The following is a 26,458-nucleotide window of genomic DNA, read 5'->3' on the forward strand; positions in this document are numbered from 1 at the left end:
CCACACATCACTCCGTACAAGCCATGTTCGATTTGTATATTTATTATCAGGTGCGCGCGGCCGACGCCGACGCGCTCGCCCCGCGCGTGCGCGCCATGCAGGACCGGCTTGCCGCCGACCACGGTGTCGCCGGCCAGCTCAAGCGCCGTCCCGGCGCCAAGGACAGCCGGCAAACCTGGATGGAGATTTATCCCGCGACCGCCGCCGGCTTTGATGCCGCGCTCGCCGCCGCCGTGCAAGATGCCGCACTATCGGAACTGACCGACGGACATCGCCACATCGAAGTTTTTACGGATATTACGGATATTACGGATATAACACCATGTGCCTGATCGTATTTGCATGGCAGGTCGTGCCCGGGGCTCCCCTGGTCGCCGCCGCCAACCGCGACGAGTTCTACGACCGCCCGGCCAGCGCCGCATCGGCCTGGGCCGAGCATCCGAATGTCTACGCCGGGCGCGACCTGCAAGGCGGCGGCAGCTGGATGGGCATCACGCAGGACGGCGCGAACGGCCCGCGCTTCGCCGCCGTGACCAACATCCGCGGCCCGCACGAACGGCGCGCCGACGCCCCCTCGCGCGGCGCACTGGTGGCCGACTTCTTGGCCGGCACACTGAGCGCGGCGCAATACATCGACCACATCGCCGAGGGCAGCGCCGCCTACAACGGCTTCAACCTCGTGGTCGGCGACCGCGCCAGCCTGTACTGGTACTCCAACCGCGGCGGCGAGGATGCGCGCAACGGCATGCAGCTCGCGCCCGGCATCTACGGCATCTCCAACGGCCTGCTCGACGCGCCCTGGCCCAAGGTCGTGCGCACCAAGGCCGAGTTCGCTAGTCTGCTGTGCCAGGGCGCGCCCGAGGACGCCTACTTCGAAATGCTGGCCGACACCACCCGCGCGCCCGACCTGCGCCTGCCCGACACCGGCATCGCGATCGACCTCGAGCGCGTGTTGTCGGCCGTGTGCATCGAAACGGCCGGCTACGGCACCCGCACCTCGACCGTGGTGCGGCTCTACAACGACGCGCCGGCCGAACTCAACGAGCGCCTCGTCCAATAGTGCGATAGAAAAAGAAAAGGGCCGGTCCCGCGCGGGCCGGCCCTTCGTTTGCTTCCTGTAAGTACTTAATCCGCCTGCATCTTGGCGCGCAGCTTGTCGCGGATGTGCGGGCTGTCCTTGTATGGATCGGCCGGATTGCGCTGGTTCACGATGTCCTCCATGCGGTTGGCGACGTTGCCCAGCGCGCCGGGATGCGAATAGATATAGAACTGGCCGTCGCGGATCGCGTCGAACGTCTTTTGCGCGACGTCGGACGCCGACACCTTGCCCGATTCCACCGCCTTCGACGTCATCGCCTGCGCCGCCTTTTGGCTTGCCGTGGCCGCCTCGGCCACCTTGACGTCGTCGGGGCGGTTGCGGTGCGACTGGCTGATACCGGTGGGAACAAAATAAGGGCACAGCACCGAGGCGCCGATCGGCGCGTCGACCAGTTGCAGGTCGTGGTACAGCGTTTCGGAAAGGGCCACCACGGCGTGCTTGGAGACGTTGTACACGCCCATCGTCGGCGCGTTGAGCAGACCCGCCATCGAGGCGGTGTTGACGATATGGCCTTCGTACGCCGGGTCCCGCTTGGCGCACTCGAGCATCAATCGGGTGAAGATGCGCACGCCGTGGATCACGCCCCATACGTTGACGCCCATCACCCACTCCCAGTCGGCCTCGCTGTTTTCCCAGATCAATCCGCCCGAACCGACACCGGCGTTATTGAACAGCAAATGCACGGCGCCGAATTCGGCCATCGTCGCGTCGGCCAGGGCCTGGACCTGCTCGCCCTTGCGCACGTCGCAGATGCGCGCCAGCACGACGGCGCCCTGCGCCTCGAGCTCCTGCTTGGCTTTGTCGAGCGCGTCCTGCTGGACATCGGCGAGCACCAGTTTCATGCCGAGCTTGGCCGCGCTGTTGGCGAATTCACGTCCCAGCCCGCTCGCGCCACCGGTAATGACCGCAACCTTGTCTTGAAAATTCTTCATCACATTAACCTTACCAGTTGTTTTCCAAAGTTTTGGCCCTTGAGCAGGCCGATGAACGCGTCCGGCGCCGACGCCAGGCCGGGTGCGACCGTTTCGCGGTAGCGGAGTTGTCCGGCCGCCACCAGGGCGGCCAGTTCCGCCAGCCCCTGCGGCCAGCACTCCAGATGCTCGGTGACGATGAAACCGCGCAGGCTGATCCGCTTGATGAGCAAGGCGCCGATGTTGTGGATCGGCGCCGGCGCCCCGCTGTATCCGGAGATCAAGCCGCACACGGCGATGCGGCCGAAGCCGTTCATGCGCGACAACGCGGCGTCGAACACTGCGCCGCCCGCGTTCTCGAACAGCGCGTCGACGCCGTCGGGCGTGGCCGCCGACAGGTCGGCCAGCAAATTGCCCGCCTTGTAGTCGACGCAGGCATCAAAGCCGAGTTCGACGACGACGTGGGCGCATTTTTCGGGGCCGCCCGCGATGCCGACCGCGCGGCAGCCGCGCAGCTTGGCCAGTTGCCCGAGCACGCTGCCGACGGCGCCGCTGGCGGCCGAGACCACCACTGTTTCGCCCTCGCGCGCATGCATGATGTGGTTCAAGCCGTACCAGGCGGCCATGCCCGGCATGCCGGCCACGCCCAGATACGCCGACAAGGCGATGGTGCCGGTGTCGACCTTGCGCAGCGCATCGCCGCGCGCCACGCCGGCCTCGGCCCAGCCGAGCAAACCGACCACCGCGTCGCCCTCGGCGAAGTCGGGGTGGCGCGACGCGGTCACCCGCCCGGCGGTGCCGCCGATCATGGTCTGGTCCAACTCCTGCGAGGCCGCATAGCTTTTTGCCGCGCTCATGCGCCCGCGCATATACGGGTCGAGCGAGAGGAACTGATTGCGCACGCACACCTCGCCATCCTGCAATTCGGGCAGGATGGCCGATTCGAGGCGGAAATTTTCCGCCTTGACCTCGCCACGCGGGCGCGAGGCCAGCACGATGCGTTGAAAGGGCGGCGCCATCGTCAGACCGCCGAGACGCCGCCGTCGACCGCGAGGGTTTGCCCCGTGATGTGCTTGCCCGCATCGGAGGCGAACAGCACCGTGACGCCCTTGAGGTCTTCGTTGTCGCCGATGCGCCCCAGCGGCGCGTCCTTGGCGAGCGCGTCCTCGCCGAGCGCCTCGAACACGCCCTTGGTCATCTTGGACGGGAAAAAGCCCGGCGCGATCGAATTGATGGTGATGCCATAGCGGCCCCATTCGCCGGCGAGGGTGCGCGTGAAATTGATCACGGCCGCCTTCGAGGTGTTGTAGGCCACGGTCTGGATGGTGTTGGCCGGATTGCCCGACAGGCCGGCGATCGACGAGATGTTGATCACGCGGCCGTACTTGCGCGGGATCATCGACAGCTTGCCGACCGCCTGGGTGACCAGGAAGATGCTGCGGATGTTGAGGTTCATGACCTTGTCCCAGGCCTCGACCGGGTAGTCCTCGGCCGGCGCGCCCCAGCTGGCGCCCGCGTTGTTGATCAAGATGTCGATGTGGCCCAGGCGCTTGAGCGCCTCGTCGACCATCGGGCCGATGTGGGCGTCCTTGGACAGGTCGGCCGCGATGGCCGAGGCCTCGATGCCGCATTGCTTCAAGTGGGCGACGGCCTCGTCGAGATCGGATTGCTTGCGCGACGAAATGACGACCTTGGCGCCCTGCTCGCCGAGCGCCTGCGCCATCTGCAGGCCGAGGCCGCGCGAGCCGCCGGTGACGAGCGCCGTCTTGCCGGCCAGAGAGAACAATTCTTGTGTGGTACGCATAATTTTCCTTAGTGTTGGGGCCGGCGGGTCAGACGGCGTAATCCATGCATTGGCGCGCGTCGCGCACGGCGCCGATGAACGGTTTGATGGCTTGGTGCAGCGGATGGTCGGCATAGGCTTCGAGCGCCTGCTTGCTCGAAAATTCCGAATACAAAACGACGTCGTAGGTCGCCTCGAGCCCTGGCTGGGCCAGCGCGACCTCGAAGCTGAGGATGCCGGGCACGATGTTGGCGCAGGACAGGAGCTTCTCCCTCATCAGCGCGGCGTTCGTGGCGCGGTCGGCGCCCTCGGCGAAATCCTTCAACTGCCACATAACGATGTGTTTGATCATGTTTTTTGCTCCTGTTAAAACCAGGCGTCCTGCATATCGAGCGTGGTGGTGTCGATGCTTGCCAACAAGTCGAGCTGGGGCCCGACCTTCGGCAATTCCCAGTTGAAGAAAAAGCGGCAGGCTTGCAGCTTGCCATTGTAAAAGTCCCGCTCCGATTGCACCGCCGAGTCCACCTTGTTGGCGGCCAGCAGCGCCTGTTCGAGCCACATCCAGGCGACCACGGCGTGGCCGGTGGCCTCCAGATAAACGCTGGCGTTGGCCAGCGTCTTGTTCAGGTCGCCGGCGCCGTACAACAGCGCGGTGACCTCGACGATGCGGGCCCAAACGGCTTCGAGCTGGGCCGCATGCACTTGCAGCTCGGCGGAAACGCCGGCCGCGCGCGCCTTGGCGATGGTTGCGCCCAACTCGGCGCCGAGCGCGTGCAACAGCGCCCCACCCTGCATCGACGCCTTACGGCCGAGCAAGTCGAGCCCGTGGATGCCGTGCGTGCCTTCGTGGATCGCGTTGAGGCGGTTGTCGCGGTAAAACTGTTCGACATTGTATTCACGGGTATAGCCGTATCCACCGTGGACCTGGATCGCGAGGCTGTTGGCTTCGACACACCACTGCGCCGGCCACGACTTGGCGATCGGGGTCAGAAAGTCGAGCAGGCGGCCGGCGTGGGCGCGCGCCTCCGGGGATGGCGCGGTGGCTTGCTCGTCGACCAGGCGGGCGCAATAGAACACGAGTGCCATCGCGCCCTCGACATAGGACTTCTGCGCCAGCAACATGCGCCGCACATCGGTGTGGGCCATGATCGGCAACTGCGGCATGGAGGGATCCTTCTGCGCCGGATGGCGGCCCTGCGGACGGGTGCGCGCGTAATCGAGCGCGTGCAGATAGCCGGTGACGCCGAGCACGGCGCCGCACATGCCGACGCCGATGCGCGCCTCGTTCATCATGTGGAACATGTTCATAAGGCCTTGGTGCGGCTGCCCCACGAGATAGCCGACGGCGCCCGCCTTGCCCGCCGGCTTGAACTTGCCCTCGCCAAAATTGAGCAGGCAATTGGTGGTGCCGCGGTTGCCCATCTTGTGGTTCAGTCCGGCGAGCACGACATCGTTGCGTTCGCCGAGCGAGCCGTCATCGTTGACAATAGACTTCGGAACGATGAACAGCGAAATACCCTTCACGCCCGGAATCAATCGCCCGTCCGGGCCGGGAATCTTGGCCAGCACGAGATGGACGATATTGCCGGCCAAATCATGTTCGCCGGCCGAGATCCACATCTTGTTGCCGCTGAGGCGGTACTGGCGTTCACCCTCGGGGCCGTCGACGGGGTCGGGCAGCGCGCGGGTGGTGATATCGGACAGGCTCGAGCCCGCGTGTGGTTCGGACAGGCACATCGTCCCGAAAAACTTCCCAGCAAACAAAGGCCGCACGAACTGCTCGACCTGGCGCACGGTGGCGCACTTGAGCAAGGTGTTGGCGTTTCCGATCGTCAAAAACAAGTACGACGACGTCGAAATATTCGCAGCCGTAAAGTACGCCGACACGGCCTTCTCGACGACGCAGGGAAGCTGCATGCCATCGAGTTCATAGTCTTGGCCGGCGGCCATCAAACCGGCGGCGGAGAACGCGTCGAGCGCGGTCTTCACCTCTGGAATGATGGTGACGGATTGGCCATCGAAATGTGGCTCGTTGTTGTCGCTCTTCTTATTATGCGGCGCAAACAAGTCGCTCGCGATCTGCTCGGCGGTATCAAGCGCGGCGTCGAAGGTCTCCCTGCTGTGGTCCTCGAAGCGCGGCCGCTTGGTGAGCGCCACGGCGTCGAGCCACTCGTAGAGAAGGAATTCCAGATCGCGGCGCGAAAGAATTTTCGATTGCATGATAGCCTCAAAAAACCAACTGTTTTTAACCGGAAGAGAACGGCATTTTTTAACCGGGGTCTGACCCCACTTATGAAATATTTCATAAGTGGGGTCAGACCCCGGTGGTGAATTTATGCGAGGCGCCCCTATGGCGCGAGCCCGAATTTACTAACCGGGGTCTGACCCCGGTTGAGAAATCTTCCTTAACCGGGGTCAGACCCCGGTTACGAAATGCGATTCGAATGGGGAATGGTTGCGGTCAGGCGACTTCGAACAGGCCGGCCGCGCCCTGGCCGCCGCCGATGCACATCGTTACGACCACGTATTTCACGCCGCGCCGCTTGCCTTCGATCAGGGCGTGGCCCACCAGGCGCGCGCCCGTCACGCCATACGGATGGCCGACCGCGATCGCGCCGCCGTTGACGTTGAGCCGCTCCATCGGGATCCCCAACCGGTCCGCGCAGTACAGCACCTGCACCGCGAACGCTTCGTTCAGTTCCCACAAGCCGATGTCGGCGATCGACAAGCCCGCTTTCGCAAGCAGTTTCGGAATCGCGAACACGGGGCCGATGCCCATCTCGTCGGGCTCGCAACCGGCCACCGCGAAGCCGCGGAAGATGCCCAGCGGCGCCAGGCCCTTGATCTGCGCCACGCGCGAACTCATCAGCACGGCGACCGAGGCGCCGTCCGAGAACTGGCTCGCGTTGCCGGCGCTGATGACCCCGCCCGGCACCGCCGATCGGATCTTCGAGACCGCCTCGAGCGTCGTGTCGGCGCGGATCCCTTCGTCGGCCGAGATCGTCACTTCGCGCGTCACCAGCATCCCCGTCGCCTTGTCGGCCACGCCCATGGTGGTCGTCATCGGAACGATCTCGGCGTCGAACTTGCCCGCCGCCTGGGCGTTCGCCGCGCGCTGCTGGCTCTGCACGCCGTATTCGTCCTGGCGCTCGCGCCCGATGTTGTAGCGCTTGGCCACGGTCTCGGCCGTCTGCAGCATCGGCCAGTAAATCTCCGGCTTGTGCTCCAGCAGCCACGGATCGGCCAGCATGTGGGTGTTCATCTCCTGCTGCACGCACGAGATCGACTCGACCCCGCCGGCGGCGTAGATGTCGCCCTCGCCGGCGATGATGCGCTGCGCCGCCGTCGCGATCGCCTGCAGCCCCGACGAGCAGAAGCGGTTGATCGTCATGCCGCCGGTCGACACCGGGCAGCCGCCGCGCAGCGCGATCTGGCGCGCGATGTTGGCGCCGGTCGCGCCCTCGGGGTTGGCGCAGCCGATCATCAGGTCCTCGACCTCGCCCGACTCGATGCCGGCGCGCGCGATCGCCGCCTGCAGCGCGTGGCCGCCAAGCGTGGCGCCGTGCGTCATGTTGAACGCGCCCTTCCACGATTTGGCCAGGCCGGTGCGGGCGGTCGATACGATGACGGCGTCTATCATTTGTGTCTCCTAGAAGTGGTTTGGTGCGCGTTGCCGCGCGGTTAATCTACGAGAATAGCACATTTTAGTACGACCGTTCGCAAATTTATTTGCGTTGAAAAACACCTCGGACGCGCGGGTTTTTCCGCCGCGCCCGAAAAAAATGCCGCTGGCGACAGCGGCATTTTTCGCGGTCCCGCCATGCGCGGGATCAGCCGTTGAAGCCCTTGCCCTCGGCCGCCAGCCGCACCATCGACGGCGCCGGCGCCCAGGCGTCGCCATGGCGGCCGCGGGCGTAGCCCTGCATCGCCATGAGCACGTTCGACAGGCCGACCTGGTCCGCGTAGAACATCGGGCCGCCGCGGTGCAGCGGGAAGCCGTAGCCGGTCAGGTACACCATGTCGATGTCGGAGGCGCGCAGCGCGATGCCCTCGTCGAGGATGCGCGCGCCCTCGTTGACCAGCGAATACACGAGCCGCTCGACGATCTCCTGGCCCGTCACCTTGCGCCGCGCGACGCCGATCTCGGCCGAGTGGGCCACGATCATCGCGTCGACCTCGCCCGACGCGTAGGCCTTGCGGTCGCCCACCTTGTAGTCATACCAGCCGGCACCGGTCTTCTGGCCGTAGCGGCCCATTTCGCACAGCAGGTCGGCGGTCTTCGAGTAGGTTATCTCGGGCGACTCGACATAGCGGCGCTTGCGGATGTACCAGCCGATGTCGTTGCCGGCCAGGTCTCCCATGCGGAACGGGCCCATCGCGAAGCCGAATTTTTCGGCCGCCTTGTCGACCTGCTCCGGGGTGCAGCCCTCCTCCAGCAAAAAGCCGGCCTGGCGGCTGTACTGCTCGATCATGCGGTTGCCGATGAAGCCGTCGCACACGCCCGACACAACCCCGGTCTTGCGCAGTTTCTTCGACAACGCGAGCGTGGTGGCGAGCACCTCCTTGCTGGTCTGGGCGCCGCGCACGATCTCGAGCAGCTTCATCACATTGGCCGGGCTGAAAAAGTGCGTGCCTACCACGTCCTGCGGGCGCTTGGTGAAGCTTGCGATGCGGTCCAAATCGAGCGTGGAGGTGTTCGACGCCAAAATCGCACCCGGCTTCATGACGGCGTCGAGCTGCGTGAACACGGCCTGTTTGACGCCCATGTCCTCGAACACGGCTTCGACGACGATGTCGGCGTCGGCGATCTCGGCGTACGAGAGCGTGCCGCTGATCATGTCGACGCGCTGCTGGAATTTCTCGGGCGTGAGCTTGCCCTTCTTCATGGTGTTTTCGTAGTTCTTGCGGATCGTGGCGATGCCCTTGTCGAGCGCCTCCTGCTTGGTTTCAAGCAAAACGACGGGGATGCCGGCGTTGACGAAGTTCATCGCGATGCCGCCGCCCATGGTGCCGGCGCCGACCACGGCCGCCTTCTTGATGCTGCGCACCGGGGTGTCGGACGGCACGTCGGGCACCTTGCTGGCGACGCGCTCGGCGAAGAACGCGTGGCGCAGGGCCTTCGATTCCGGCGTGTGCATGAGGTGGATGAAACGCTCGCGCTCGAATTTTAGGCCGTCCTCGAACTTTTTTGTCACCGACGCGGCCACGGTTTCGACGCACTCGATCAGTGCCGGGAACGGGCCCGACATCGCCTTGACGGTGTTGCGCGAAAATTGCAGGAACGCTTCGTGGTTCGGGTAGTCGACCTTGCGCTCGCGCACCTTCGGCAGCGGCCGCAGGTGCGCGACCTTATTGGCGAACGCGATCGCGCTGCCCAGCAGGTCGGCCTCGGGGCCGAACACCTCGTCGAAGATCGCGGTCTTGGCCAGCTTCTCGGACGCGATCGGGGTGCCCGAGACCACCATGTTGAGCGCCATCTCGAGACCGAGCACGCGCGGCAGGCGCTGCGTGCCGCCGGCGCCCGGCAACAGACCGAGTTTGACCTCGGGCAGGGCGATCTGCGCACCCGGCATCGCGACGCGGTAGTTGCAGCCGAGCGCGAGCTCGAGCCCGCCGCCCATGGCGACCGCGTGGATCGCGGCCACGACCGGCTTGGTGGAATTTTCCACCACACTGATCAGGGTGCCCAGGGTCGGCTCCGCCAGCGCCTTGGGCGAATTGAATTCCTTGATGTCGGCGCCGCCCGAGAACGCCTTGCCGGCGCCGGTGATCACGATCGCCTTGACGGCCTCGTCGGCCAATGCCTTGCGGATGCCGTCGACGGCCGCGCTGCGCGTGGCCAGGCCCAGGCCGTTGACCGGTGGATTGTTCAACGTGATGACGGCAACGCTGCCATTGACGGTGTATTCGGCGCTCATGTCTTTTCCTTTGTTTTGAACCAGCAAAACACGACTATACCCGATATCGCCAAATAATAGTACGGTCGTATTATTTTTTTGTGGGCGTTGCCGGGGTCACACTTCGAGCCATTCCTTGCGCACGGCGGCGTCGGCGCGCAACTGGGCCGGCGTGCCCTCGAACTTGATCATGCCGTGCCCCATCACATACACGCGCTGGGAGATTTCGAGGGCGATCGCGAGCTTTTGTTCGACGAGCAAGACCGACACGCCCTTCTCGCGCAGCGCGAGCAGGTATTGCGCGACCAGCGCGACGATCTTGGGCGCGAGGCCCTCGGTCGGCTCGTCGATCATGATCAGGTCCGGGTCGCCCATGAGGCTGCGGCACAGGGTCAGCATCTGCTGCTCGCCGCCCGACAAAAAGCCGGCCGCGACCGTGCGCCGCTCCTGCAGCCGCGGAAACAGCGCGTACATGTCGGCGAGAGACCAGCGCCCGGCGGTGTCGCGTTTTTTTTGCCCGAGCAGCAGGTTTTGCTCGACCGTGAGCGTGGGGAAGATGTCGCGGTTCTCGGGCACGTAGCCGAGGCCCTTGTGCGCGATTTGGAACGCCTTCAGGCCGATCAGCTCGCCGCCCTGGAACAGCACCGAGCCGGTCGCCTGGACTTGGCCCATGGCCGCCTTGACCAGCGTCGAGCGGCCGGCCCCGTTGCGCCCGAGCAGGCTGACGATCTCGCCCTTGTCGATGTGCAGGTCGACCCCGTGCAGGATGTGGCTCTTGCCGTAATACGCGTGCAGATTGCTGATGTGGAGAATGGGGCTCATGCGGCTAGCTCGTCGTTGTCGTGGCCCAGATAGGCCGCCTGCACCTCGGCGTTGGCGCGGATGTTGGCCGGCGTGTCGCAGGCGATCACCTCGCCGTAGACCAGCACGGCGATCTTGTCGGCCAGGCCGAAAACGACGCTCATGTCGTGCTCGACCATGACCAGCGTCTTGCCGACGGTGACCTTGTGGATCAGTTCGACCGCCGCGTCGGACTCCGAGCGGCTCATGCCCGCGGTCGGCTCGTCGAGCAGGATCACGTCGGCGCCGCCGGCGATCGTGATGCCGATCTCGAGCGCGCGCTGTTCGGCGTAGGTGAGCACGGCCGCGGGCACGTTGCGCTGGCGCCGCAGCCCGATCTGTTCGAGCACCATCTCGGCCCGCTCATGGACGTCGCGCAGGCCGTTGAGGCGCTGCCAGAACGAATACTTGTAGCCAAGCGACCAGAGCACGGCGCAGCGCAGGTTTTCGTAGACCGACAATTTGTCGAACAAATTGCTGATCTGGAAGCTGCGCGCCAGGCCTAGGCGGTTGATCTCAAACGGTTTGAGGCCGGTGATGTCGCGCCCGTTGAGGCGGATGGCGCCGGCGCTGACGCCGAAGCGCCCCGACACGAGGTTGAACAGGGTCGACTTGCCGGCGCCGTTGGGGCCGATCACGGCGCAGCGCTCGCCCTTGGCCACGGACAGGTTGGCGCCGCGGATGATTTCGGAGCTGCCGAAGGACTTGCGCACGTCCTTCAGTTCGAGTGCGTTGTCGCTCATGCGGCCCCCGTCAGTTGATGCGCGAGGATCTCGCCGTTGACGTCGCCCCACAGTTCGGCGTAGCCCGGTTGCAGCTTGCGGTAGCCGACGATGGCGGCCCCGATCAAGCCGGCGACGAGCAGCCACGGCCCGGCGCTGGCGGCGTCGAGGCTTTGGCCGAACACCGACATGACGCTGCCATCGGCCGAGGCGAGCGTGAGCTTGTACATCATTTCGACCCCGACCACGAAGCCGACGGCGCCGAGCAGGCAAAAGAGCGAGAGCGCCAGCAGCGATCGCCAGATGCGGCCGATCTTGCCGAAGGCGGCCACCCGCACGAGCATCATGATCAGGCTGGCCAGCCCGGCCGGCGCGAAACGCACCAGCAGGATGAAGAACAGGCCGAGATACAACTGCCAGGCCTCGGTGTGCTCGGACAGCATGACCGAAAAGAAGATGCCGACGATGGCGCCAAGCAGGGGCCCGAAGAAGAAACCGATGCCGCCGATGAACACGAACAGTAACACGCCGCCCGAGCGGATCGCGCTGACGTTCTCGGCGCTGACGATCTCGAAGTTGATCGCCGACAGGCCGCCCGAGATGCCGGCGAAAAAGGCCGCCAGGATCAGCGTCAGGTAGCGCACCCACTGGGTGTCGTAGCCGACGAACTCGACCCGTTCCGGGTTGTCGCGCACCGCGTTGAGCATGCGCCCGAGCGGGGTCTGGGTGAAGGCGAACATCGCGATCGTGCTCAAAAACAGCCACAGCGCGATCAGGTAGTAGACCTGGATCTGCGGGCCGTAGCTCAGTCCGAACAGGACCTCGCCGCGCACCCGGTTGGTCGTCAGGCCGCCCTCGCCGCCGAAAAACTCGGGAAACATCAGCGAACCGGCGAACACGAGCTCGACCAGGCCGAGCGTGATCATCGCGAACGTGGTGCCCGACTTGCGCGTCGTCACGTAGCCGAACAGGACGCCGAAGAACATGCCGGCCACCCCGCCGACGAGCGGAATCAGGGTCGTCGGCACGTGGACGCCGGCGTGGTTCATCATGTGGATCGCGCAAAACGCGCCCAGGCCCGAATACACCGCGTGCCCGAACGAGAGCATGCCGCCCTGCCCCAGCAGCATGTTGTACGACAGCCCGAGGATCATGGCGATGCCGATCTGGGACAGGGTCCACAGCAAGGCGCCCTTCGAGAACACCAGCGGCGCGACGATCAGCAGCAGCGCGAAGCCGCTCCATAGCAGGTAGCGCGACAGGTTCAGCGGGGCGAAAGTCATCGGGGTGAAAGTTTTGGAGGTGGTGGTGACGCCCATGGTCGTGCCGCTCATAGTCTTTCCGCTCATAGTCTTTCCGCTCATTCCCGCGTTCCCAACAAGCCCCGGGGGCGGAAGATCAATATAAGCACCAGCAACAAGTACGGCAGGATGGCCGAACTTTGCGCGATGGTCAGGCTGAGCAGGCTGTAGCCGGGGGCGCCCTCGGCGACCTCGAGGCCGACCCAGTTGAGCACGCTGAGCATCGAATAGTCGAGCGCCACGGCGAAGGTTTGCAGCACGCCGATCAGGATCGAGGCGACGAACGCGCCAGCGAGCGAGCCCATGCCGCCGACCACAACCACCACGAAGATGATGCTGCCGAGCGTGGCGGCCATGCTCGGGTCTGTCACCAGCGCCTTGCCGCCGATCACGCCGGCCAGTCCGGCCAGCGCGCAACCGCCGCCGAACACCCACATGAAGATGCGCGGCACGTTGTGACCGAGCGCCTCGGCCGCGGCCGGATGGGTCAGCGCGGCCTGGATCACGAGACCGATCCGGGTGCGCTTGAGCAAAAGATAGATCGCGCCCAGCATCAGCAGCGCGACCAGCATCATGAAGCCGCGGAAGGCCGGGAAACTGGTCGTGTACAGGGTGAACAGCGGGCCGTCGAGCGCGGCCGGCATCGGGTACGACACGGCGGCGCGCCCCCACACCAGGTGCACCACCTCGACGATCAGGAAGGACAGGCCGAACGTGAACAGCAGCTCGGGAATGTGGCCGTACTTGTGCAGCGGACGCAGGCCGTAGCGTTCGACGAGCGCGCCGGCCAGTCCCACCACGATGGGGGCGAGCACCAATGCCGGCCAAAATCCGAGCAGCGAACTGATCGAATAGGCCACATAGGCACCCAGCATATAGAAGCTCGCGTGCGCAAAATTGAGCACGCCCATCATGCTAAAGATGAGCGTCAGCCCGGACGACAGCATAAACAGCAGCAGTCCGTAGCTGACGCCATTCAACAGAGTGAACAGCGTAAATTCCATGAGTACGTCCGGTGGTTGGGCTCGGTCTTATGCGCTCGGGCGTTTCATCTGGCACGAGGTCGGCTGGCCCGCCACGTAGGCGTCGATCTTCTTGTCGATCTTCCAGCCGTAACCGGTGTTCTCCTGGTCGTACACGACGCTCTTGCCGTCCTTTTTGCTCCAGGTCGCGATGAACAGCGACTGCTGCAGCTGGTGGTCGACCTTTTGCATCATCACGCCGCCGTTGAGGCTCTGGAATTTCGCGCCTTCGAGCGCGAACGCCACCTTGACCGGATCGGTCGACTTGGCCGCCTTCATCGCGTTGGCCAGCATGCCCAGCGCGCTGTGGGTCTGCGCCGTGTAGTAGTCGTCCTTGTACTTGAGCTTGAAGGCGTCGACGATGTCGCGCCCGCGCAAGCCGTCGTTGACGGTCCAGTTGCCGACGATCTTGACGCGGCCCTCGCCGGCGGCGCCGACCGCGGTCGGCACGCCCGTGGTGACCGCGTAGTAGGTGTAGAAGTCGGCCTTGAGGTCGGCGTCCTTGGCGGCGCGGATCAGCAGCGCGAGGTCGGAGCCCCAGTTGCCGGTGATTACCGTGTCGGCGCCCGAGGCCTTGATCTTGGCGATGTACGGCGAGAAGTCCTTGACCTGGCCGATCGGGTGCAGGTCGTCGCCGACGATCTCGATGTCGGGACGCTTGCGCTTGAGGTAGGCCTTGCCCGACTTGCTGACCGACTGGCCGAAGGCGTAGTTCTGGCCGATGATGTAGACCTTTTTGATGTCCTTGAGGCCCGCCATGTAGGTCGTCAGCGCCTCCATCTTCATATCGGAATGGGCGTCGAAGCGGAAATGCCAGAAGCTGCACTTGCTGTTGGTCATGTCCGGGTCGATCGCCGCGTAGTTCAGGTAGACGATCTCCTTGCCCGGATTGCGGTCGTTGTGCTTGTTGATCTGGTCGAGCAGGGCCAGGCCCGCGCCCGAGCCGCTGCCCTGGGTGATGTAACGGTAGCCCTGGTCGATCACGGCCTTGAGTTGGGTCAGCGACTCCTGCGGACTGCCCTTGTTGTCGAAGCCGACCACCTCGAGCGTGTGCTCGCCCGCCCATTTTTTCTTATTGGCGATATCGGCGATCATCTGGAAGCTTTTGAGCTGGTTCTGGCCGACCGGCGCGAACGGCCCGGACAGCGGATCGATGAACGCGATCCTGACGTTCTCGGCCTGCGCGGCGAACGGGGTGGCCAGCAGCGCCATCGATACTGCCAGGGTCAAGGGGCGTAATGAGTTGATCATGTGTCTCCATCCTATCTTTTATGTATAGTTATGTTGGTATTGCACCAAAGCGGGTCTGGTTGCCCTTGTCGTCGCAGCGCGCGCTGCCCATCAAACTTGCCCCGGCGTCAAACCGTTGGCAACTTGTAATCCTTAAATTGTTCACGCAGCTTGTTCTTTTGTATCTTGCCGGTGCCGCCAAGCGGCAGGGCCTCGATGAACACGACGTCGTCGGGCGTCCACCACTTGGCGATCTTGCCCTCGAAAAAGTCGAGCAGCGCGGCCGCCGCCACCTCGTGGCCGGGGCGCCTGACCACCAGCAGCAAGGGCCGCTCGGCCCATTTCGGGTGGGCCACGCCGATGCAGGCGGCCTGCAGCACGGCCGGATGCGCCATCGCGATGCTTTCGATGTCGATCGTGCCGATCCATTCGCCGCCCGACTTGATCACGTCCTTGCTGCGGTCTGTGATCTGCATGTAGCCGTCCGGGTCGATGGTGGCCACGTCGCCGGTCGGGAACCAGCCGTCCTGCAGCACGTCGCCGCCCTCGTTCTTGTAGTAGCCCGAGATGACCCACGGCCCCTTGACCAGCAGGTGGCCGTAGGTGCTGCCGTCCCATTCAAGCTCGACGCCGGCGTCGTCGACGATCTTCATGTCGACCCCGTACACGCAATGGCCCTGCTTTTGCAACACCTTGCGCTGCGCCTCGACGGGCAAGTCGAGATGCTTGGACTGCAGCACCCCGGCAGTGCCCAGCGGCGACATTTCGGTCATGCCCCAGGCGTGGATGACCTCGACGCCGAGCTTGTCGATGAACGTGTCCATCATGGCCGGCGGGCAGGCCGAGCCGCCGATCACGGTGCGCCGGAAGGTGGAGAATTTAAGGTCGTTTTGCAGCGCGTGGTTGACCAGGCCGAGCCAGACGGTCGGCACGCCGGCCGAGAACGTCACGCGCTCGGACTCGAACAATTCGTACAGCGACTTGCCGTCGAGCGCGGCGCCCGGGTACACCATCTTGGCGCCCGACAGCAGCACCGAGTACGGCAGGCCCCAGGCGTTGACGTGGAACATCGGCACCACCGGCAGCACGGTGTCGCGCGAGGACACGTTGAGCGCGTTCGGCATCGCCGAGCCGTAGGCGTGCAGCACGGTCGAGCGGTGCGAGTACAGCGCGCCCTTCGGGTTGCCGGTGGTGCCCGAGGTGTAGCACAGCGAAGCGGCCGAGTTCTCGTCGAACACGGGCCAGGCGTAGTCGTCCGAACTCGACGCGATCAGGTCCTCGTAGCACAGCAGCTTGGCGATCTTGGTTTCCTGCGGCATGCGCTCGCGGTCGGCCATGAGCACGAAGGCCTTGACCGTCTTGCAATGGGCGCTGATCGCTTCGATGATCGGCAGGAAAGTGAGGTCGAAGAACAACACCTGGTCTTCGGCGTGGTTGACGATGTAGGCGATCTGTTCGGGATGCAGGCGCGGATTGAGCGTGTGCAGCACCAAACCCGAGCCCGACACCGCGTAGTAGAGTTCCATGTGGCGGTAGCCGTTCCAGGCCAGCGTGGCGACACGCTCGCCCATCGCCACGCCGAGCCCGCCGAGCGCATGGGCCATGCGGCGCGAGCGCTGGTGGCAGTCGCGGTAGGTGTAGCGGTGGAGGTCGCCCTCGACCCGGCGCGAGACGATTTCGGTGCCGCCATAATGCCGTGCTGCGAATTCGATAATGCTCGAGATGAGCAAGGGCTGGCTCATCATCTGGCCCATCAACGGACTCATCGGGTACGACGTCATCAACTCTCCTGTGCTGCGTGGCAGTGGGGCTTCAGTTTGGCACGACCGTGCTAAAACAGCTATAGGTTTCGATGTTGCGCTGCACAACTTTGGCAAATGCGCCAGTCGGGACCACCGCATACGATAGAATTTGGACACGCGGCGGGCATGCCTTGCCCGGTGCGGTAAAATCACGCCATCCCCCCACCAAAGCACTGGAACCGCCATCACCGCCGACGACCTGCCACTCGACAATTCATTCGCCGCGCTGCCGCCCGACTTCCACACGCGCCTGATGCCCACGCCCCTGCCCGCCCCGTATTTCGTGGCCGCGAGCGCGAAGGCGGCCGCGCTCGTCGGACTCGACGCGCGTGCCCTGGCCGCCGACGACTTCGTCGCCGTCTTCACCGGCAACGCGGTGCCCGCGCGCGCCCAGCCGCTGGCGGCCGTGTATTCGGGCCACCAGTTCGGGGTCTGGGCCGGCCAGCTCGGCGACGGCCGCGCCATCCTGCTCGGCGCCCTGCCCGGGCCGGGCGGCGCGCCGATCGAATTGCAGCTCAAGGGCGCCGGCCTGACGCCGTATTCGCGCATGGGCGACGGCCGCGCCGTGCTGCGCTCGTCGATCCGCGAATACCTGTGTTCCGAAGCCATCGCCGCGCTTGGCATCCCGACCACCCGCGCGCTCGTCATCACCGGCTCCGACAAGGGCGTGATGCGCGAAACCGTCGAAACCTCGGCCGTGGTCACGCGCATGGCGCCGAGCTTCGTGCGTTTCGGCTCGTTCGAGCACTGGTTCTACCGCGACAAGCCCGAGCAACTGCGCATCCTGGCCGACTACGTGATCGCCAATTTCTACCCCGAACTGAAGGACGCGCCGAACCCTTACAAGGAACTGCTGGCCGAAGTGACGCGCCGCACGGCGCGCATGATCGCCCAGTGGCAGGCGGTCGGCTTCATGCATGGGGTGATGAACACCGACAACATGTCGATCCTCGGCCTGACGCTCGACTACGGCCCGTTCGGCTTCATGGAGGCCTTCGACGCCAACCACATCTGCAACCACACCGACCAGCAGGGCCGCTATTCGTACGCCAACCAGCCGCAGGTCGGGCACTGGAACTGCTACGCGCTGGGCCAGGCGCTGCTGCCGCTGATCGGCGCGGTCGAGGATGCGCAGGACGCGCTCGACGTCTACCAGGACGCGTTCGCCCGCAAGACCGACGAACTGCTGCACGCTAAGCTCGGCTTAAGCACGATCGAAGAAAATGACACCATCCTGTTCGATGCGATGTTCAAAATAATGCACGACAACCACGTCGACTTCACCCTGTTCTTCCGCGGCCTTGCCCGCCTGCGGGTCGACGCGCCCGAGTCGGACCTGCCCGCGCTCGACGCGCCGCTGCGCGACCAGTTCATCGCGCGCGAGGCGTTCGACGCCTGGGCCGCAACCTACCGCGCGCGCCTGCGCCGCGAACACAGCGTCGACGCCGAGCGCGCGCCGGCGATGGACCGGGTCAACCCAAAATACGTGCTGCGCAACTACCTGGCGCAGGTCGCCATCGACAAGGCGCAGCACAAGGATTTCTCGGAAATCGACAAATTGCTGGCCGTGCTCGAGCGCCCCTTCGACGAGCAACCCGAAAACGCCGCCTACGCGGCGCTGCCGCCCGACTGGGCCAGCCATCTCGAAGTGAGCTGTTCATCTTGATAGAAAGCGTTAAGCCATGAGCGACAAAATTAGCAAGAGCGTCAGAAAGACCGACGCCGAGTGGCGTGCCATGCTCGACCCGATGGAATACGAGGTCACCCGCCACGCGGCCACCGAGCGCGCCTTCACGGGCAAATACTGGGACCACCACGGGCACGGCATCTACACCTGCGTCTGCTGCAACACGCCCCTGTTCGCCTCCGACGCCAAGTTCGATTCCGGCTGCGGCTGGCCGAGCTATTTCAAGGCGCTGGACCCGGCCAACGTGATCGAGAAAACCGACCGCGCCCACGGCATGGTCCGCACCGAGATCATCTGCGCGGTTTGCGACGCCCACCTCGGCCACGTGTTCCCGGACGGCCCGCCGCCGACCGGCCTGCGCTATTGCATCAATTCGGCCTCGCTGCGCTTCGACCCCGCATAAATCGACGACTGCCCCTTACAACCGACCCTGACGACCGACCCACGACTGAATCCCCCATGAAAATCCTGTTTGACCTCTTTCCAATCCTCTTGTTTTTCATCGTCTTCCGGCTTGGAAACAGCGATCCGGCGGCCGCGCACGCGATCGTCACGCAATACCTGAGCATGCTGATCAACGGCGGCGCCATCGCCGTCAAGCAGGGGCCGATCATCCTGGCCACGGCGGTCGTGATCCCGGCCTCGCTGATCCAGCTCGCCTACGTCAAACTGCGCGGGCGCAAGATCGACGCCATGCTGTGGGTGTCGTGCATCATCATCGTCGTGTTCGGTGGCTTGACGATCTATTTCCACAACGAGAACTTCATCAAGGCCAAGCCGACCATCCTGTACTGGGTGTTCGCGCTGGCGCTCGCCATCGCCCAATTCGGCTTTGGCAAGAACCTCATGCGCAAGACCATGGAAGCGACCATCAAGCTGCCCGATCCCGTCTGGCACCGCGTGGGCCTGGCCTGGATGTCGTTTTTCTTTTTCATGGGGATCCTCAACCTCGTGGTCGGCTTCGTCATTTTCAAGGACAACGACAACGCCTGGGTCAACTTCAAGCTGTTTGGCATGACCGGCCTGTTCTTCGCCTTTGCCGTGGTGCAGATGCTGTTCCTGTCAAAGTATCTCGAGGAAGACGATAAAAAAGAGGAAAAGGCATGAGCGCGCCGGCCAACCGCCCGGAGCGCATCCGCGCCCTGCTGACTTCGGCGCTGGCGCCCTCGGTGCTCGAGCTGACGGACGAATCGGCCTTGCACGCCGGACACGCCGGGGCCGCCTCCGGTGGCGGGCACTACCGACTCAAGATTGTTTCCGCCCGATTTGAGGGGCTCAGACTCGTCATGCGACATCGACTCGTGTATGATTCCGTGCACGATATGATGCACAGCGAAATACATGCTCTCGCAATCACCGCGGTGGCGCCGTCGGAGCTCTGATCGGGCGTCTGTTTCAGCCACCCTTAAGAAACCTGATCGACAATCGTAACAAGCAGAAAATTCGTACGTCCAAGTAACTTTCCCCATACAGGAATCAAACATGACCTTCAAGCCAGCCCGTTTACTGTTAGCCCTGCTCGCCGTGTCCGCAATGCCCGTGTTCGCGCAGAACCTCGCAATCGTCAATGGCAAGCCGGTACCATCGTCGCGCGTCGAACCAGCGGTCAAGCTGGCCATCGCCCAGAGCCAAGGTCAGGAGCCGGACTCGCCGCAATTGCGCGAGGCCGTCAAGAAAGACCTCGTCATGCGTGAAGTGATGATGCAAGAAGCCGTGGCCAAGGGTTTCGAGCGCGATGCCATCATCAAGCAGCAGATCGAAAAATACCGTCAAAACATCGTCGTCGGCGCCATGATGCGCGACTACAGCGACAAAAACCCGCCGACCGCCGCAGAACTGAAGGCCGCCTACGATGCCGCCAAGCTGCAAGCCGGTGAAAAGGAATACCACGTCCGTCATATCGCAACCGAGACCGAAGCCGAAGCGAAGTCCATGATCGCCAAGATCAAGACCGGTGCCAAGTTCGAGGAACTGGCCAAGTCCTCGAAGGACGTGCGCAGCGCGCAAAGCGGCGGCGATCTCGGCTGGGTGACCCCATCGGGCCTGCCTAAGGAGTTCATCAGCGGCTTCACCGCGCTGCAAAAGGGCCAAGTGACCGAAAACCCGGTGCAGACCTCCCCGAACAGCTTCCACGTCATCAAACTCGACGACGTGCGCCCGTTCAAAATGCCTACCCTCGAAGAACTCAAGCCGCAACTGAGCGACCAAGTGCAGCAGCTTAAAGTGCAGAAGTTCCAAGAGTCGCTGATGAAAAAAGCCAAGATCCAGATGTTCTAAATCTGACGCCCGCCCCTTCCGGCGGGCGTTTTTCTTTGCGGGCCAGTAGTGTGCGGCCGGCAGTTTGCCTCCCTTAAGGGATCCGCCATTGTTTTTATAGGAACTGAACATGAAGCCTGTTCACGTCTTGCTCGCCATGCTCGCCGCCGTCGCCGTCCCAGCCTTCGCGCAAACAGCGGTCACGGTCAATGGCAAGCCCATCCTCAAGGCCAGGGTCGACATGTACGCCAAGTCGGAAGCCGCCGCCGCCAACACGATCGAATCGCCCCAGTTGCGCGAAGAGGTCCAAAAGAAGCTGATCGCGCTTGAAGTGATGCGCCAGGAGGCGGACAAGCAAGGCTATGGCCTGCGCAGCGATGTCCGTGATGCCGTCGAGAACGCCCGTCAGAGCATCATCATCAGTGCCTTTCTCGCCAAGTACATCGGTAAGAACCCGGTGACCGACGCCGAAATCAAGGTCGAGTACGACAAGTACATCGCCGCGATGGGCGACAAGGAGTACCGCGCCCGCCACATCCTCGTGGCAACCGAAGACGAGGCCAAGGCGATCATCGCCAAGCTCAAACTGGGCGGCAAATTCGAGGAGCTGGCGAAGCAGTCGAAGGACGGCTCGGCCAACAACGGCGGCGACCTCGGCTGGAACCTGCCCGGCAAGCTGGTGCCCGAATTCTCGGGCCCGATGACCGCCCTCAAAAACGGCAGCTACACCGAAACACCGGTCAAGTCCCGGCACGGTTTCCACGTGATCAAGCTCGAGGAAACCCGCCCCGCGCCCAAGTACGAGATCCTCAAGCAACAGTTGGCCGAAGTGGCCAGGCGGCGCAAGGTGCAGGAATATCGCGACAGTTTAGTCAAAAAAGCGGTGATCAAGTAAGTTGATGACCTCTCCCAAAAAAACGCCTCCGACGGGGCGTTTTTTTTCGTCGCGCTCCGGCGGGGCGCCGCGTATTAGTAGCGCCATGCCGCGCCCACATGGACATAACTGGCCGAACCGAGCCGCGCGCGCCGCAACAACTGGCCGGCCGTGAAGTGTTCGAGATTGGCGAACAAGGTCGCCTGCCTGCTGGCCGACCATGAGCCGGACACGCGCAGCAGGCCGCCAATGGCGCGCCCCGGAAGGTGCTGCGTGCCGGCGTACGGCCGCATTGCGCCCGCATAGGCAGCATCGCGCGCGCTGAGCCGCCGTGCGAAGCCATATTCGAGCGCAAGCGTCGTCCGTGGCGTTGGCGTGACGGCGACCCCGGGCGCCACCATGATCAGATTGCTCAGGCTGAGGAATTGTCCCTCGCCCAGATAGCCGCAGCTCGCATACAACTGGTTGAAGCCCTTGAACGTGGGGTTGCCATAGGCGCCGCCGGTGGCGAGGTCGATGTGGGACGTCAGGCGCGGCTTCCAGGCGTGCTCGGACAGGGCCATGCTCTGCACCGCGAACAGGCCCCAGGCGTTGGCCTCGCGCTGCAGCCCCCTGCCCCGCTGATGCGCCAGCGTCCAGTCGAAGCGCACGTCCCCCTGGCGCCACGACAGGCGCACGCCGACGGTGTCGCGCAGGTCCGGGCCGACCCTGCCGCCCGAACGCAAGCCCGGGTTTTGGCTGTGGATCCAGAACGGCTCGAGCTGCAGGCCGGGCGAAACGGCGAGGCTGACGTTGAGCCCGCTGCCATGATCGCGCCGAGCCAGGCCCCGCCGGCATTGCTGCGCACCTCGACCAGCAACTGCTGGAGCGACGCGCCGTTTTGGAAATTGGCGGCCGCGCCGCCGCGGCCCCGGTCCACCTGTCCGGTGGCGACCTGGCCGAACAGGCGCAGGCGTGGATCGGGCTCCCAGTCGGCGCCAAGGACGCCGCGAAACAGGACCTGCTGGTAGTCGTTCCCGATCTGTGAGCGCGCATTGTTGTGGCCATCCCAGCGCAAGCGGGCCTCGCCGCTAAAGGTTTGTGCAAGTGCTGGATTGGGCAAGACCAGCAGGCCGAGCGCACCGGCCCCGATCAGCCACCGTCTATTTGACGCCATGCTGGTTCCTCCTTTGCTGATGTTGAGCCGCTTGCCCCATTCGCCCGATGCAAAGGGCGGCGAAGATCAACGCGGCGGCGACGATGAAAGTGATGCGCATGCCCGCCGCCGCCGCTTCGGGGCGCGCCGTCATGACGTTGGTGGCGCCCGCGCCGTAGGCGAACACGGCCCCCATCACCGACGCGCCCGTGACAAGCCCGAGATTGCGCGACAAGTTGAGCAGGCCGGAGATGACGCCACGCTGGTCGGGCGTGACGTCGGCCATGACGGCGCTGTTGTTCGCCGTCTGGAACAGCGCATAGCCGACAGTGATGACCACGATCGGTGCCACGTAGCCGGCAATGCCCAGCGCCGCCGGCAGCATGGCCAGTGCGAGGCAACCGGCCGCAATGCCGGCGAGTCCGAAAAAGGTCATCCCTTGCGCGCCGAAGCGGTCCGAAAGACGGCCGGCGGGCACCCCGCTCATCGCGGCCGCGGCAGGGCCGATCGACAGCACCAGGCCAACTTGCACCGCGCTTAGCCCGAAGGCGCGCGCCAGATAGAACGGGCCGACCACCAACGTCGCCATCAACACCGTCGAGACGAGCGCGCTCATTGCGAGGCTGGCGCTGAGTGCCGGGTCGCGCAACGCCGCCAGCCGGATCAGCGGGGACGCGACACGGCCCTCGGCGAAAACAAAGAGGCCGGCGCCGGCCAGGGCGGCAAGCAGCAGCGCCAGATTGAGCGTGCCGAAGCCGTCCCGCCCCAGCGTCATGGCAAGCGCGTAGGCGGCCAGCGTGAGGGACAACAGCAAGGTGCCGAGATGGTCGAAACCGGGCCGATTTTGCCTTGGAGCCTGGCGGTCGGCCGGCAGAAAGCGCAGCGCGAGCACGAACGCCAATACGCCGAGCGGCACGCCCGCCAGGAACAGCGCGCGCCATCCGAAGAGGGCGATCAGCGCGCCCCCGAGCGAAGGTCCGAGCGCGGTGCCGATCGCGGACATCGTTCCGAGCAGTCCCATGGCCCTGCCCGTCCTCTCTTTGGGGACAGTCCCGCCGATGAACGCGAGCGTGAGTGCCAGCATGACGGCCGCGCCAAGGCCCTGCAGCGCGCGGGCCGCGACCAGCAGCCAGAGCGTGGGCGCAAGGCCGCACAGCGCCGAGGCCAGGGTGAACACGGCGATCCCCGCCAGCAGCAGCCGGCGGCGTCCGGTCAGGTCGCCAAGGCGCCCCGCGCTCACGATCAGGGCGGTGATCGCAAGCAGATAGGCGAGCACGACCCACTGCACCTGCTGGAAGCTGGCGCCAAACGCTTGCGCCAGCGTCGGCAAGCCGACGTTGGCGATACTGCTGCCCAACGATGACAACAGGACCGACAGCGACAGGCTCGCCAAGGCCCCGCGGACCGAAACCGCGCCTTGCGCCATTCCGCCTCCGATGGCTGGTTCCACAATGTTTTGCTTCAAAATACACTCCGTTTGTTTGGCTGCGCCCGGAATGGGCATGGCGAATCATGCGCGGTGGCATGGCATGGCGAAAGACGCAGCGTTTGCACTTTATTCATGCGTCTGACGCCAGGTATCAGCCAATCTGCGCTAACATCGCGCCATGTCCATCCCAGATCTCAATTTGCTGATCACGCTCGACGCCTTGCTGGCCGAAGGCAGCGTGGCGCGCGCGGCGCGGCGCCTTCGGCTTAGTCCCTCGGCGATGAGCCGCGCGCTGGCGCGCCTGCGCGAAACGACCGGCGACCCGTTGCTGGTGCGCGCCGGACGTGGTCTGGTGCCTACGCCGCGCGCGCTGGAACTGCGCGCGCTGGTCGGCCAGTTGGTGCAGGATGCGACGGCGGTGCTGCGCCCTGCCGCGCAGCTCGATCTGGCGCGGCTGGCCAGGACCTTCACGCTGCGCACCCGCGAAGGTTTTGTCGAAAACTTCGGCGCCGCGCTGATCGCCCGTGTCGGCACGCAGGCGCCGGGCGTGCGCCTGTGCTTCGTCGAGAAATCAAACAAGGAGAGCGCGGCCCTGCGCGACGGAAGCGTCGACCTCGAGACGGGCGTGGTGGGCGGGGCGACCGGTCCCGAGGTGCGCACGCGCGCCCTGTTCCGGGATCGCTTTATCGGGGTGGTACGAATGGGGCACGCGCTGACCCAGGGCGAGATCACCCCGGCGCGCTATGCGGCGGGCCGCCACATCGGCGTCTCAAGGCAGGGAATCGACAGGGGCCCGATCGACGACGCGTTGCAGAAGTTCGGATTGGAGCGCGAGGTGGAAACGCTGGTGGCCGGCTTTGGGGCGGCGCTGGCGCTGGCGCGCGGCTCCGAGCTGGTCGCAAGCGTCCCCGAACGCCACACCCGGAACCTGCGCGCGGGGATGCACAGTTTCGCCCTACCGGTCGAGGTGCCCGAATTCACGGTCTCGATGCTGTGGCACCCGCGCATGGATGCCGATCCCGCGCATCGCTGGCTGCGCGGCCTCGTGTACGAGACCTGCGCGGGCCGGACCGAATCGGCGGCCGATTAAATGAGCCTTCGCGCGTTCCTTAAAAGACCAATCGCGATCGGCGAATTGTGATCAGATGGGAACTGCGGGAACGGCCTTCGACATTTCCGTAGTACCACTCCAGCCCAGGCCTGCGTACATTCCGCGCCCCTTCTCCGTCGCGTGGAGAATGGCGAAATGGACGCCTCTCTTTGCAAACTCCAAGTCTGCCAGCCGCATTAGTTCGCGCGCCAAGCCACGCCGCCTGTGTTCGGGTTCGACGTATACATTGAGCACATAGCCGCGCTTGTCCGATGTGGGGTGCGAGGGATGCGGGGGCCAATCGATAAGCATCAAGCCAATGCCGGCGATCGGCTGACCGTTTTCGCAAGCGACAAAACCAAAATAAGTGCGATCACGGAGATGCGGCCGCAACCAGTCGCGGAAATGCTGCGTCATGGCCTGCAAAACCTCCTCGCTTCGGCCAGCATCACGAAACATTTCCTCACGGTGCCGACAGACAAGCTCAACGTCGGCCTCCAAAAGCTCACGCACTTCCATTCAATCCCTCCTTTTAGTTTATTGCGGGTGACTACACTTAGTCGACGAGCTTGTGTGCGTTTTTTCTTCAAAACGCGCTCCGTTTGACTGACACCTCTCGAAATGGACTTGGCGAATCATACGCGCTGGCGTGGCACGGCGGAAGGCGCAGTGCTGGCACCTTAGCCTGTGAGGCGTGAAATGCAAGTAGATACAATGTTTAAACAACGCGGTGGACATTGGCGCTGACATGGATCTACAATGTATCAACATCGGGAGGCTTTATGGAATTGTCAGTTCAAAAATGGGGTAACAGTGCAGCAGTGCGTTTGCCAACTGAACTGCTGGGGATGCTCAAAGTTGGGCTGGGCGACAAGCTGACCGTCGATGTTCGTGCGGGTGGTGTACTGTTAAAGGCTAAGCGTCCAACATTTTCGCTCAATGACCTGGTCGCTATGTGCGACAGCAGCGCGCCGGAACCTGCGGACATGGCGGTGTGGAGTAAGGCCAAGCCGGTGGGCCGTGAAGCATGGTAAGGCGGCTGAAATTTGGACGCGGCGACATCATATTGGTTGATCTTGATCCCAGCGAAGGCCACGAACAAAAAGGCACGCGTGCCGCGCTGGTGCTTTCCACCAGCGTGTTTAATGCCTTGGGTCTTGTGCTCGTTGCACCGATTACGCAAGGAGGCGACTTTGCGCGGCATGCTGGTTTCGCCGCATCGCTAACTGGATCGGGAACCAAGACGCAAGGCGTTGCGCTGGTAAATCAAGTTCGTATGATGGACCTTGAGGCGCGCAAGGCGAAGCGGGTTGAAACAGTCCCAGAATTCGTTGTCGAAGATGCGCTCGCACGTCTCCGTGCAATTACCGACTGAGAGGC

General features: G+C 64.3%; 28 protein-coding genes. 12 read left to right on the forward strand and 16 right to left on the reverse strand.

Features of this window, described 5'->3' with window-relative positions:
* Window positions 1–23: 23 nt before the first annotated feature.
* Entirely contained in the window at window positions 24–332 is a 309-nt protein-coding gene (locus tag C7C56_RS20270) for a DUF4936 family protein (protein ID WP_106759177.1), read from the forward strand.
* Entirely contained in the window at window positions 323–1,060 is a 738-nt protein-coding gene (locus C7C56_RS20275; protein ID WP_106759178.1) for an NRDE family protein, read from the forward strand. The genes C7C56_RS20270 and C7C56_RS20275 overlap by 10 nt, the downstream gene beginning before the upstream one ends.
* A 65-nt stretch (window positions 1,061–1,125) precedes the next feature.
* Here C7C56_RS20275 and C7C56_RS20280 read toward each other — a convergent pair whose 3' ends face one another.
* The 13 genes from C7C56_RS20280 to C7C56_RS20340 all read right to left on the reverse strand — a co-directional run bounded on the left by C7C56_RS20280 (window position 1,126) and on the right by C7C56_RS20340 (window position 16,586).
* Window positions 1,126–2,031 (reverse strand): SDR family oxidoreductase, encoded by a 906-nt coding sequence (locus C7C56_RS20280; RefSeq protein ID WP_106759179.1) that lies wholly within the window; start codon window positions 2,029–2,031, stop codon window positions 1,126–1,128.
* Window positions 2,031–3,029, reverse strand: coding sequence for an NADP-dependent oxidoreductase (locus C7C56_RS20285; RefSeq protein WP_106759180.1), 999 nt, complete (start codon window positions 3,027–3,029; stop codon window positions 2,031–2,033). Before C7C56_RS20285 ends, C7C56_RS20280 begins: the two co-directional genes overlap by 1 nt.
* A 2-nt stretch (window positions 3,030–3,031) precedes the next feature.
* Window positions 3,032–3,814 carry an SDR family oxidoreductase gene (locus tag C7C56_RS20290; RefSeq protein ID WP_106759181.1) on the reverse strand — a complete coding sequence of 261 codons (783 nt, stop codon included), beginning with the start codon at window positions 3,812–3,814 and terminating at the stop codon, window positions 3,032–3,034.
* Between the two features lie 28 nt (window positions 3,815–3,842).
* Window positions 3,843–4,145, reverse strand: coding sequence for a Dabb family protein (locus C7C56_RS20295; protein WP_106759182.1), 303 nt, complete (start codon window positions 4,143–4,145; stop codon window positions 3,843–3,845).
* Between the two features lie 14 nt (window positions 4,146–4,159).
* On the reverse strand, window positions 4,160–6,013 hold the full coding sequence (locus C7C56_RS20300) for an acyl-CoA dehydrogenase (RefSeq protein WP_106759183.1): 1,854 nt from the start codon (window positions 6,011–6,013) through the stop codon (window positions 4,160–4,162).
* A 241-nt stretch (window positions 6,014–6,254) separates the two neighbouring features.
* Complete coding sequence (locus C7C56_RS20305) at window positions 6,255–7,433, reverse strand: acetyl-CoA C-acyltransferase (RefSeq protein ID WP_106759184.1); 1,179 nt, start codon at window positions 7,431–7,433, stop codon at window positions 6,255–6,257.
* Window positions 7,434–7,623: 190 nt separating this feature from the next.
* Window positions 7,624–9,711, reverse strand: a complete 2,088-nt coding sequence (locus tag C7C56_RS20310) for a 3-hydroxyacyl-CoA dehydrogenase NAD-binding domain-containing protein (RefSeq protein ID WP_106759185.1) — start codon at window positions 9,709–9,711, stop codon at window positions 7,624–7,626.
* Window positions 9,712–9,807: 96 nt separating this feature from the next.
* Window positions 9,808–10,512, reverse strand: coding sequence for an ABC transporter ATP-binding protein (locus C7C56_RS20315; RefSeq protein WP_106759186.1), 705 nt, complete (start codon window positions 10,510–10,512; stop codon window positions 9,808–9,810).
* A complete protein-coding gene (locus C7C56_RS20320) occupies window positions 10,509–11,273 on the reverse strand; it encodes an ABC transporter ATP-binding protein (protein WP_106759187.1) in 765 nt (254 codons plus the stop codon). The genes C7C56_RS20315 and C7C56_RS20320 overlap by 4 nt, the downstream gene beginning before the upstream one ends.
* Window positions 11,270–12,586, reverse strand: a complete 1,317-nt coding sequence (locus C7C56_RS20325; protein ID WP_106759188.1) for a branched-chain amino acid ABC transporter permease — start codon at window positions 12,584–12,586, stop codon at window positions 11,270–11,272. Before C7C56_RS20325 ends, C7C56_RS20320 begins: the two co-directional genes overlap by 4 nt.
* 26 nt (window positions 12,587–12,612) lie before the next feature.
* Window positions 12,613–13,557: a branched-chain amino acid ABC transporter permease gene (locus tag C7C56_RS20330; RefSeq protein WP_106759189.1), complete on the reverse strand. Its 945-nt coding sequence runs from the start codon at window positions 13,555–13,557 to the stop codon at window positions 12,613–12,615.
* A 27-nt stretch (window positions 13,558–13,584) separates the two neighbouring features.
* Complete coding sequence (locus tag C7C56_RS20335; protein ID WP_229458889.1) at window positions 13,585–14,823, reverse strand: branched-chain amino acid ABC transporter substrate-binding protein; 1,239 nt, start codon at window positions 14,821–14,823, stop codon at window positions 13,585–13,587.
* 110 nt (window positions 14,824–14,933) lie between these two features.
* The gene (locus C7C56_RS20340) at window positions 14,934–16,586 is read right to left on the reverse strand and encodes a 3-(methylthio)propionyl-CoA ligase (RefSeq protein WP_106759191.1); all 1,653 of its coding nucleotides are present in this window, start codon (window positions 16,584–16,586) and stop codon (window positions 14,934–14,936) included.
* A gap of 169 nt (window positions 16,587–16,755) precedes the next feature.
* On the opposite strand from C7C56_RS20340, the gene C7C56_RS20345 reads away from it, so the two are divergent.
* From C7C56_RS20345 to C7C56_RS20370, 6 genes are all read left to right on the forward strand, one after another.
* Window positions 16,756–18,273 carry a protein adenylyltransferase SelO gene (locus tag C7C56_RS20345; RefSeq protein ID WP_106759214.1) on the forward strand — a complete coding sequence of 506 codons (1,518 nt, stop codon included), beginning with the start codon at window positions 16,756–16,758 and terminating at the stop codon, window positions 18,271–18,273.
* A 16-nt stretch (window positions 18,274–18,289) separates the two neighbouring features.
* The gene (msrB, locus tag C7C56_RS20350) at window positions 18,290–18,697 is read left to right on the forward strand and encodes a peptide-methionine (R)-S-oxide reductase MsrB (protein ID WP_106759192.1); all 408 of its coding nucleotides are present in this window, start codon (window positions 18,290–18,292) and stop codon (window positions 18,695–18,697) included.
* Between the two features lie 56 nt (window positions 18,698–18,753).
* Window positions 18,754–19,401 carry a septation protein A gene (locus tag C7C56_RS20355; protein WP_106759193.1) on the forward strand — a complete coding sequence of 216 codons (648 nt, stop codon included), beginning with the start codon at window positions 18,754–18,756 and terminating at the stop codon, window positions 19,399–19,401.
* Window positions 19,398–19,676, forward strand: a complete 279-nt coding sequence (locus C7C56_RS20360) for a BolA family protein (protein WP_106759194.1) — start codon at window positions 19,398–19,400, stop codon at window positions 19,674–19,676. Before C7C56_RS20355 ends, C7C56_RS20360 begins: the two co-directional genes overlap by 4 nt.
* 100 nt (window positions 19,677–19,776) lie before the next feature.
* Window positions 19,777–20,571 carry a peptidylprolyl isomerase gene (locus tag C7C56_RS20365; protein ID WP_106759195.1) on the forward strand — a complete coding sequence of 265 codons (795 nt, stop codon included), beginning with the start codon at window positions 19,777–19,779 and terminating at the stop codon, window positions 20,569–20,571.
* 109 nt (window positions 20,572–20,680) lie between these two features.
* Window positions 20,681–21,445: a peptidylprolyl isomerase gene (locus tag C7C56_RS20370; protein WP_441295176.1), complete on the forward strand. Its 765-nt coding sequence runs from the start codon at window positions 20,681–20,683 to the stop codon at window positions 21,443–21,445.
* A 74-nt stretch (window positions 21,446–21,519) separates the two neighbouring features.
* Here C7C56_RS20370 and C7C56_RS20375 read toward each other — a convergent pair whose 3' ends face one another.
* Window positions 21,520–22,248 (reverse strand): alginate export family protein, encoded by a 729-nt coding sequence (locus C7C56_RS20375; protein WP_307719069.1) that lies wholly within the window; start codon window positions 22,246–22,248, stop codon window positions 21,520–21,522.
* A 56-nt stretch (window positions 22,249–22,304) separates the two neighbouring features.
* Here C7C56_RS20375 and C7C56_RS29430 point away from each other — a divergent pair, with 56 nt between their 5' ends.
* Complete coding sequence (locus tag C7C56_RS29430) at window positions 22,305–22,451, forward strand: hypothetical protein (protein ID WP_219933201.1); 147 nt, start codon at window positions 22,305–22,307, stop codon at window positions 22,449–22,451.
* A 115-nt stretch (window positions 22,452–22,566) separates the two neighbouring features.
* Here the strand turns inward: C7C56_RS29430 and C7C56_RS20380 are convergent, their stop codons facing one another.
* A complete protein-coding gene (locus C7C56_RS20380; protein WP_106759197.1) occupies window positions 22,567–23,985 on the reverse strand; it encodes an MFS transporter in 1,419 nt (472 codons plus the stop codon).
* A 181-nt stretch (window positions 23,986–24,166) separates the two neighbouring features.
* Between C7C56_RS20380 and C7C56_RS20385 the strand changes: the two genes are divergently transcribed.
* Window positions 24,167–25,078, forward strand: coding sequence for a LysR family transcriptional regulator (locus C7C56_RS20385; RefSeq protein WP_106759198.1), 912 nt, complete (start codon window positions 24,167–24,169; stop codon window positions 25,076–25,078).
* A gap of 51 nt (window positions 25,079–25,129) precedes the next feature.
* Here the strand turns inward: C7C56_RS20385 and C7C56_RS20390 are convergent, their stop codons facing one another.
* Window positions 25,130–25,597: a GNAT family N-acetyltransferase gene (locus tag C7C56_RS20390; RefSeq protein ID WP_106759199.1), complete on the reverse strand. Its 468-nt coding sequence runs from the start codon at window positions 25,595–25,597 to the stop codon at window positions 25,130–25,132.
* Between the two features lie 263 nt (window positions 25,598–25,860).
* On the opposite strand from C7C56_RS20390, the gene C7C56_RS20395 reads away from it, so the two are divergent.
* Together C7C56_RS20395 and C7C56_RS20400 are read left to right on the forward strand one after the other, a co-directional pair.
* A complete protein-coding gene (locus C7C56_RS20395) occupies window positions 25,861–26,112 on the forward strand; it encodes an AbrB/MazE/SpoVT family DNA-binding domain-containing protein (RefSeq protein WP_106759200.1) in 252 nt (83 codons plus the stop codon).
* Window positions 26,106–26,453 carry a type II toxin-antitoxin system ChpB family toxin gene (locus C7C56_RS20400; RefSeq protein WP_106759201.1) on the forward strand — a complete coding sequence of 116 codons (348 nt, stop codon included), beginning with the start codon at window positions 26,106–26,108 and terminating at the stop codon, window positions 26,451–26,453. The genes C7C56_RS20395 and C7C56_RS20400 overlap by 7 nt, the downstream gene beginning before the upstream one ends.
* The last annotated feature ends 5 nt before the right edge of the window (window positions 26,454–26,458 follow it).

It is taken from the genome of Massilia glaciei, assembly GCF_003011895.2.
GTDB classification, from domain to species: Bacteria; Pseudomonadota; Gammaproteobacteria; order Burkholderiales; family Burkholderiaceae_D; genus Telluria_A; species Telluria_A glaciei.

Coding starts and splice junctions, on each gene's coding strand:
- C7C56_RS20300 (WP_106759183.1), bottom strand. CDS start 6,013: ATGCAATCGAAAATTCTTTCGCGCCGCGATCTGGAATTCCTTCTCTAC.
- C7C56_RS20360 (WP_106759194.1), top strand. CDS start 19,398: ATGAGCGCGCCGGCCAACCGCCCGGAGCGCATCCGCGCCCTGCTGACT.
- C7C56_RS20320 (WP_106759187.1), bottom strand. CDS start 11,273: ATGAGCGACAACGCACTCGAACTGAAGGACGTGCGCAAGTCCTTCGGC.
- C7C56_RS20365 (WP_106759195.1), top strand. CDS start 19,777: ATGACCTTCAAGCCAGCCCGTTTACTGTTAGCCCTGCTCGCCGTGTCC.
- C7C56_RS20305 (WP_106759184.1), bottom strand. CDS start 7,433: ATGATAGACGCCGTCATCGTATCGACCGCCCGCACCGGCCTGGCCAAA.
- C7C56_RS20395 (WP_106759200.1), top strand. CDS start 25,861: ATGGAATTGTCAGTTCAAAAATGGGGTAACAGTGCAGCAGTGCGTTTG.
- C7C56_RS20325 (WP_106759188.1), bottom strand. CDS start 12,586: ATGAGCGGCACGACCATGGGCGTCACCACCACCTCCAAAACTTTCACC.
- C7C56_RS20290 (WP_106759181.1), bottom strand. CDS start 3,814: ATGCGTACCACACAAGAATTGTTCTCTCTGGCCGGCAAGACGGCGCTC.
- C7C56_RS20285 (WP_106759180.1), bottom strand. CDS start 3,029: ATGGCGCCGCCCTTTCAACGCATCGTGCTGGCCTCGCGCCCGCGTGGC.
- msrB (WP_106759192.1), top strand. CDS start 18,290: ATGAGCGACAAAATTAGCAAGAGCGTCAGAAAGACCGACGCCGAGTGG.
- C7C56_RS20380 (WP_106759197.1), bottom strand. CDS start 23,985: ATGGCGCAAGGCGCGGTTTCGGTCCGCGGGGCCTTGGCGAGCCTGTCG.
- C7C56_RS20315 (WP_106759186.1), bottom strand. CDS start 10,512: ATGAGCCCCATTCTCCACATCAGCAATCTGCACGCGTATTACGGCAAG.
- C7C56_RS20370 (WP_441295176.1), top strand. CDS start 20,681: ATGAAGCCTGTTCACGTCTTGCTCGCCATGCTCGCCGCCGTCGCCGTC.
- C7C56_RS20310 (WP_106759185.1), bottom strand. CDS start 9,711: ATGAGCGCCGAATACACCGTCAATGGCAGCGTTGCCGTCATCACGTTG.
- C7C56_RS20385 (WP_106759198.1), top strand. CDS start 24,167: ATGTCCATCCCAGATCTCAATTTGCTGATCACGCTCGACGCCTTGCTG.
- C7C56_RS20355 (WP_106759193.1), top strand. CDS start 18,754: ATGAAAATCCTGTTTGACCTCTTTCCAATCCTCTTGTTTTTCATCGTC.
- C7C56_RS20330 (WP_106759189.1), bottom strand. CDS start 13,557: ATGGAATTTACGCTGTTCACTCTGTTGAATGGCGTCAGCTACGGACTG.
- C7C56_RS20270 (WP_106759177.1), top strand. CDS start 24: ATGTTCGATTTGTATATTTATTATCAGGTGCGCGCGGCCGACGCCGAC.
- C7C56_RS20295 (WP_106759182.1), bottom strand. CDS start 4,145: ATGATCAAACACATCGTTATGTGGCAGTTGAAGGATTTCGCCGAGGGC.
- C7C56_RS20275 (WP_106759178.1), top strand. CDS start 323: ATGTGCCTGATCGTATTTGCATGGCAGGTCGTGCCCGGGGCTCCCCTG.
- C7C56_RS20280 (WP_106759179.1), bottom strand. CDS start 2,031: ATGAAGAATTTTCAAGACAAGGTTGCGGTCATTACCGGTGGCGCGAGC.
- C7C56_RS20400 (WP_106759201.1), top strand. CDS start 26,106: ATGGTAAGGCGGCTGAAATTTGGACGCGGCGACATCATATTGGTTGAT.
- C7C56_RS20340 (WP_106759191.1), bottom strand. CDS start 16,586: ATGACGTCGTACCCGATGAGTCCGTTGATGGGCCAGATGATGAGCCAG.
- C7C56_RS20390 (WP_106759199.1), bottom strand. CDS start 25,597: ATGGAAGTGCGTGAGCTTTTGGAGGCCGACGTTGAGCTTGTCTGTCGG.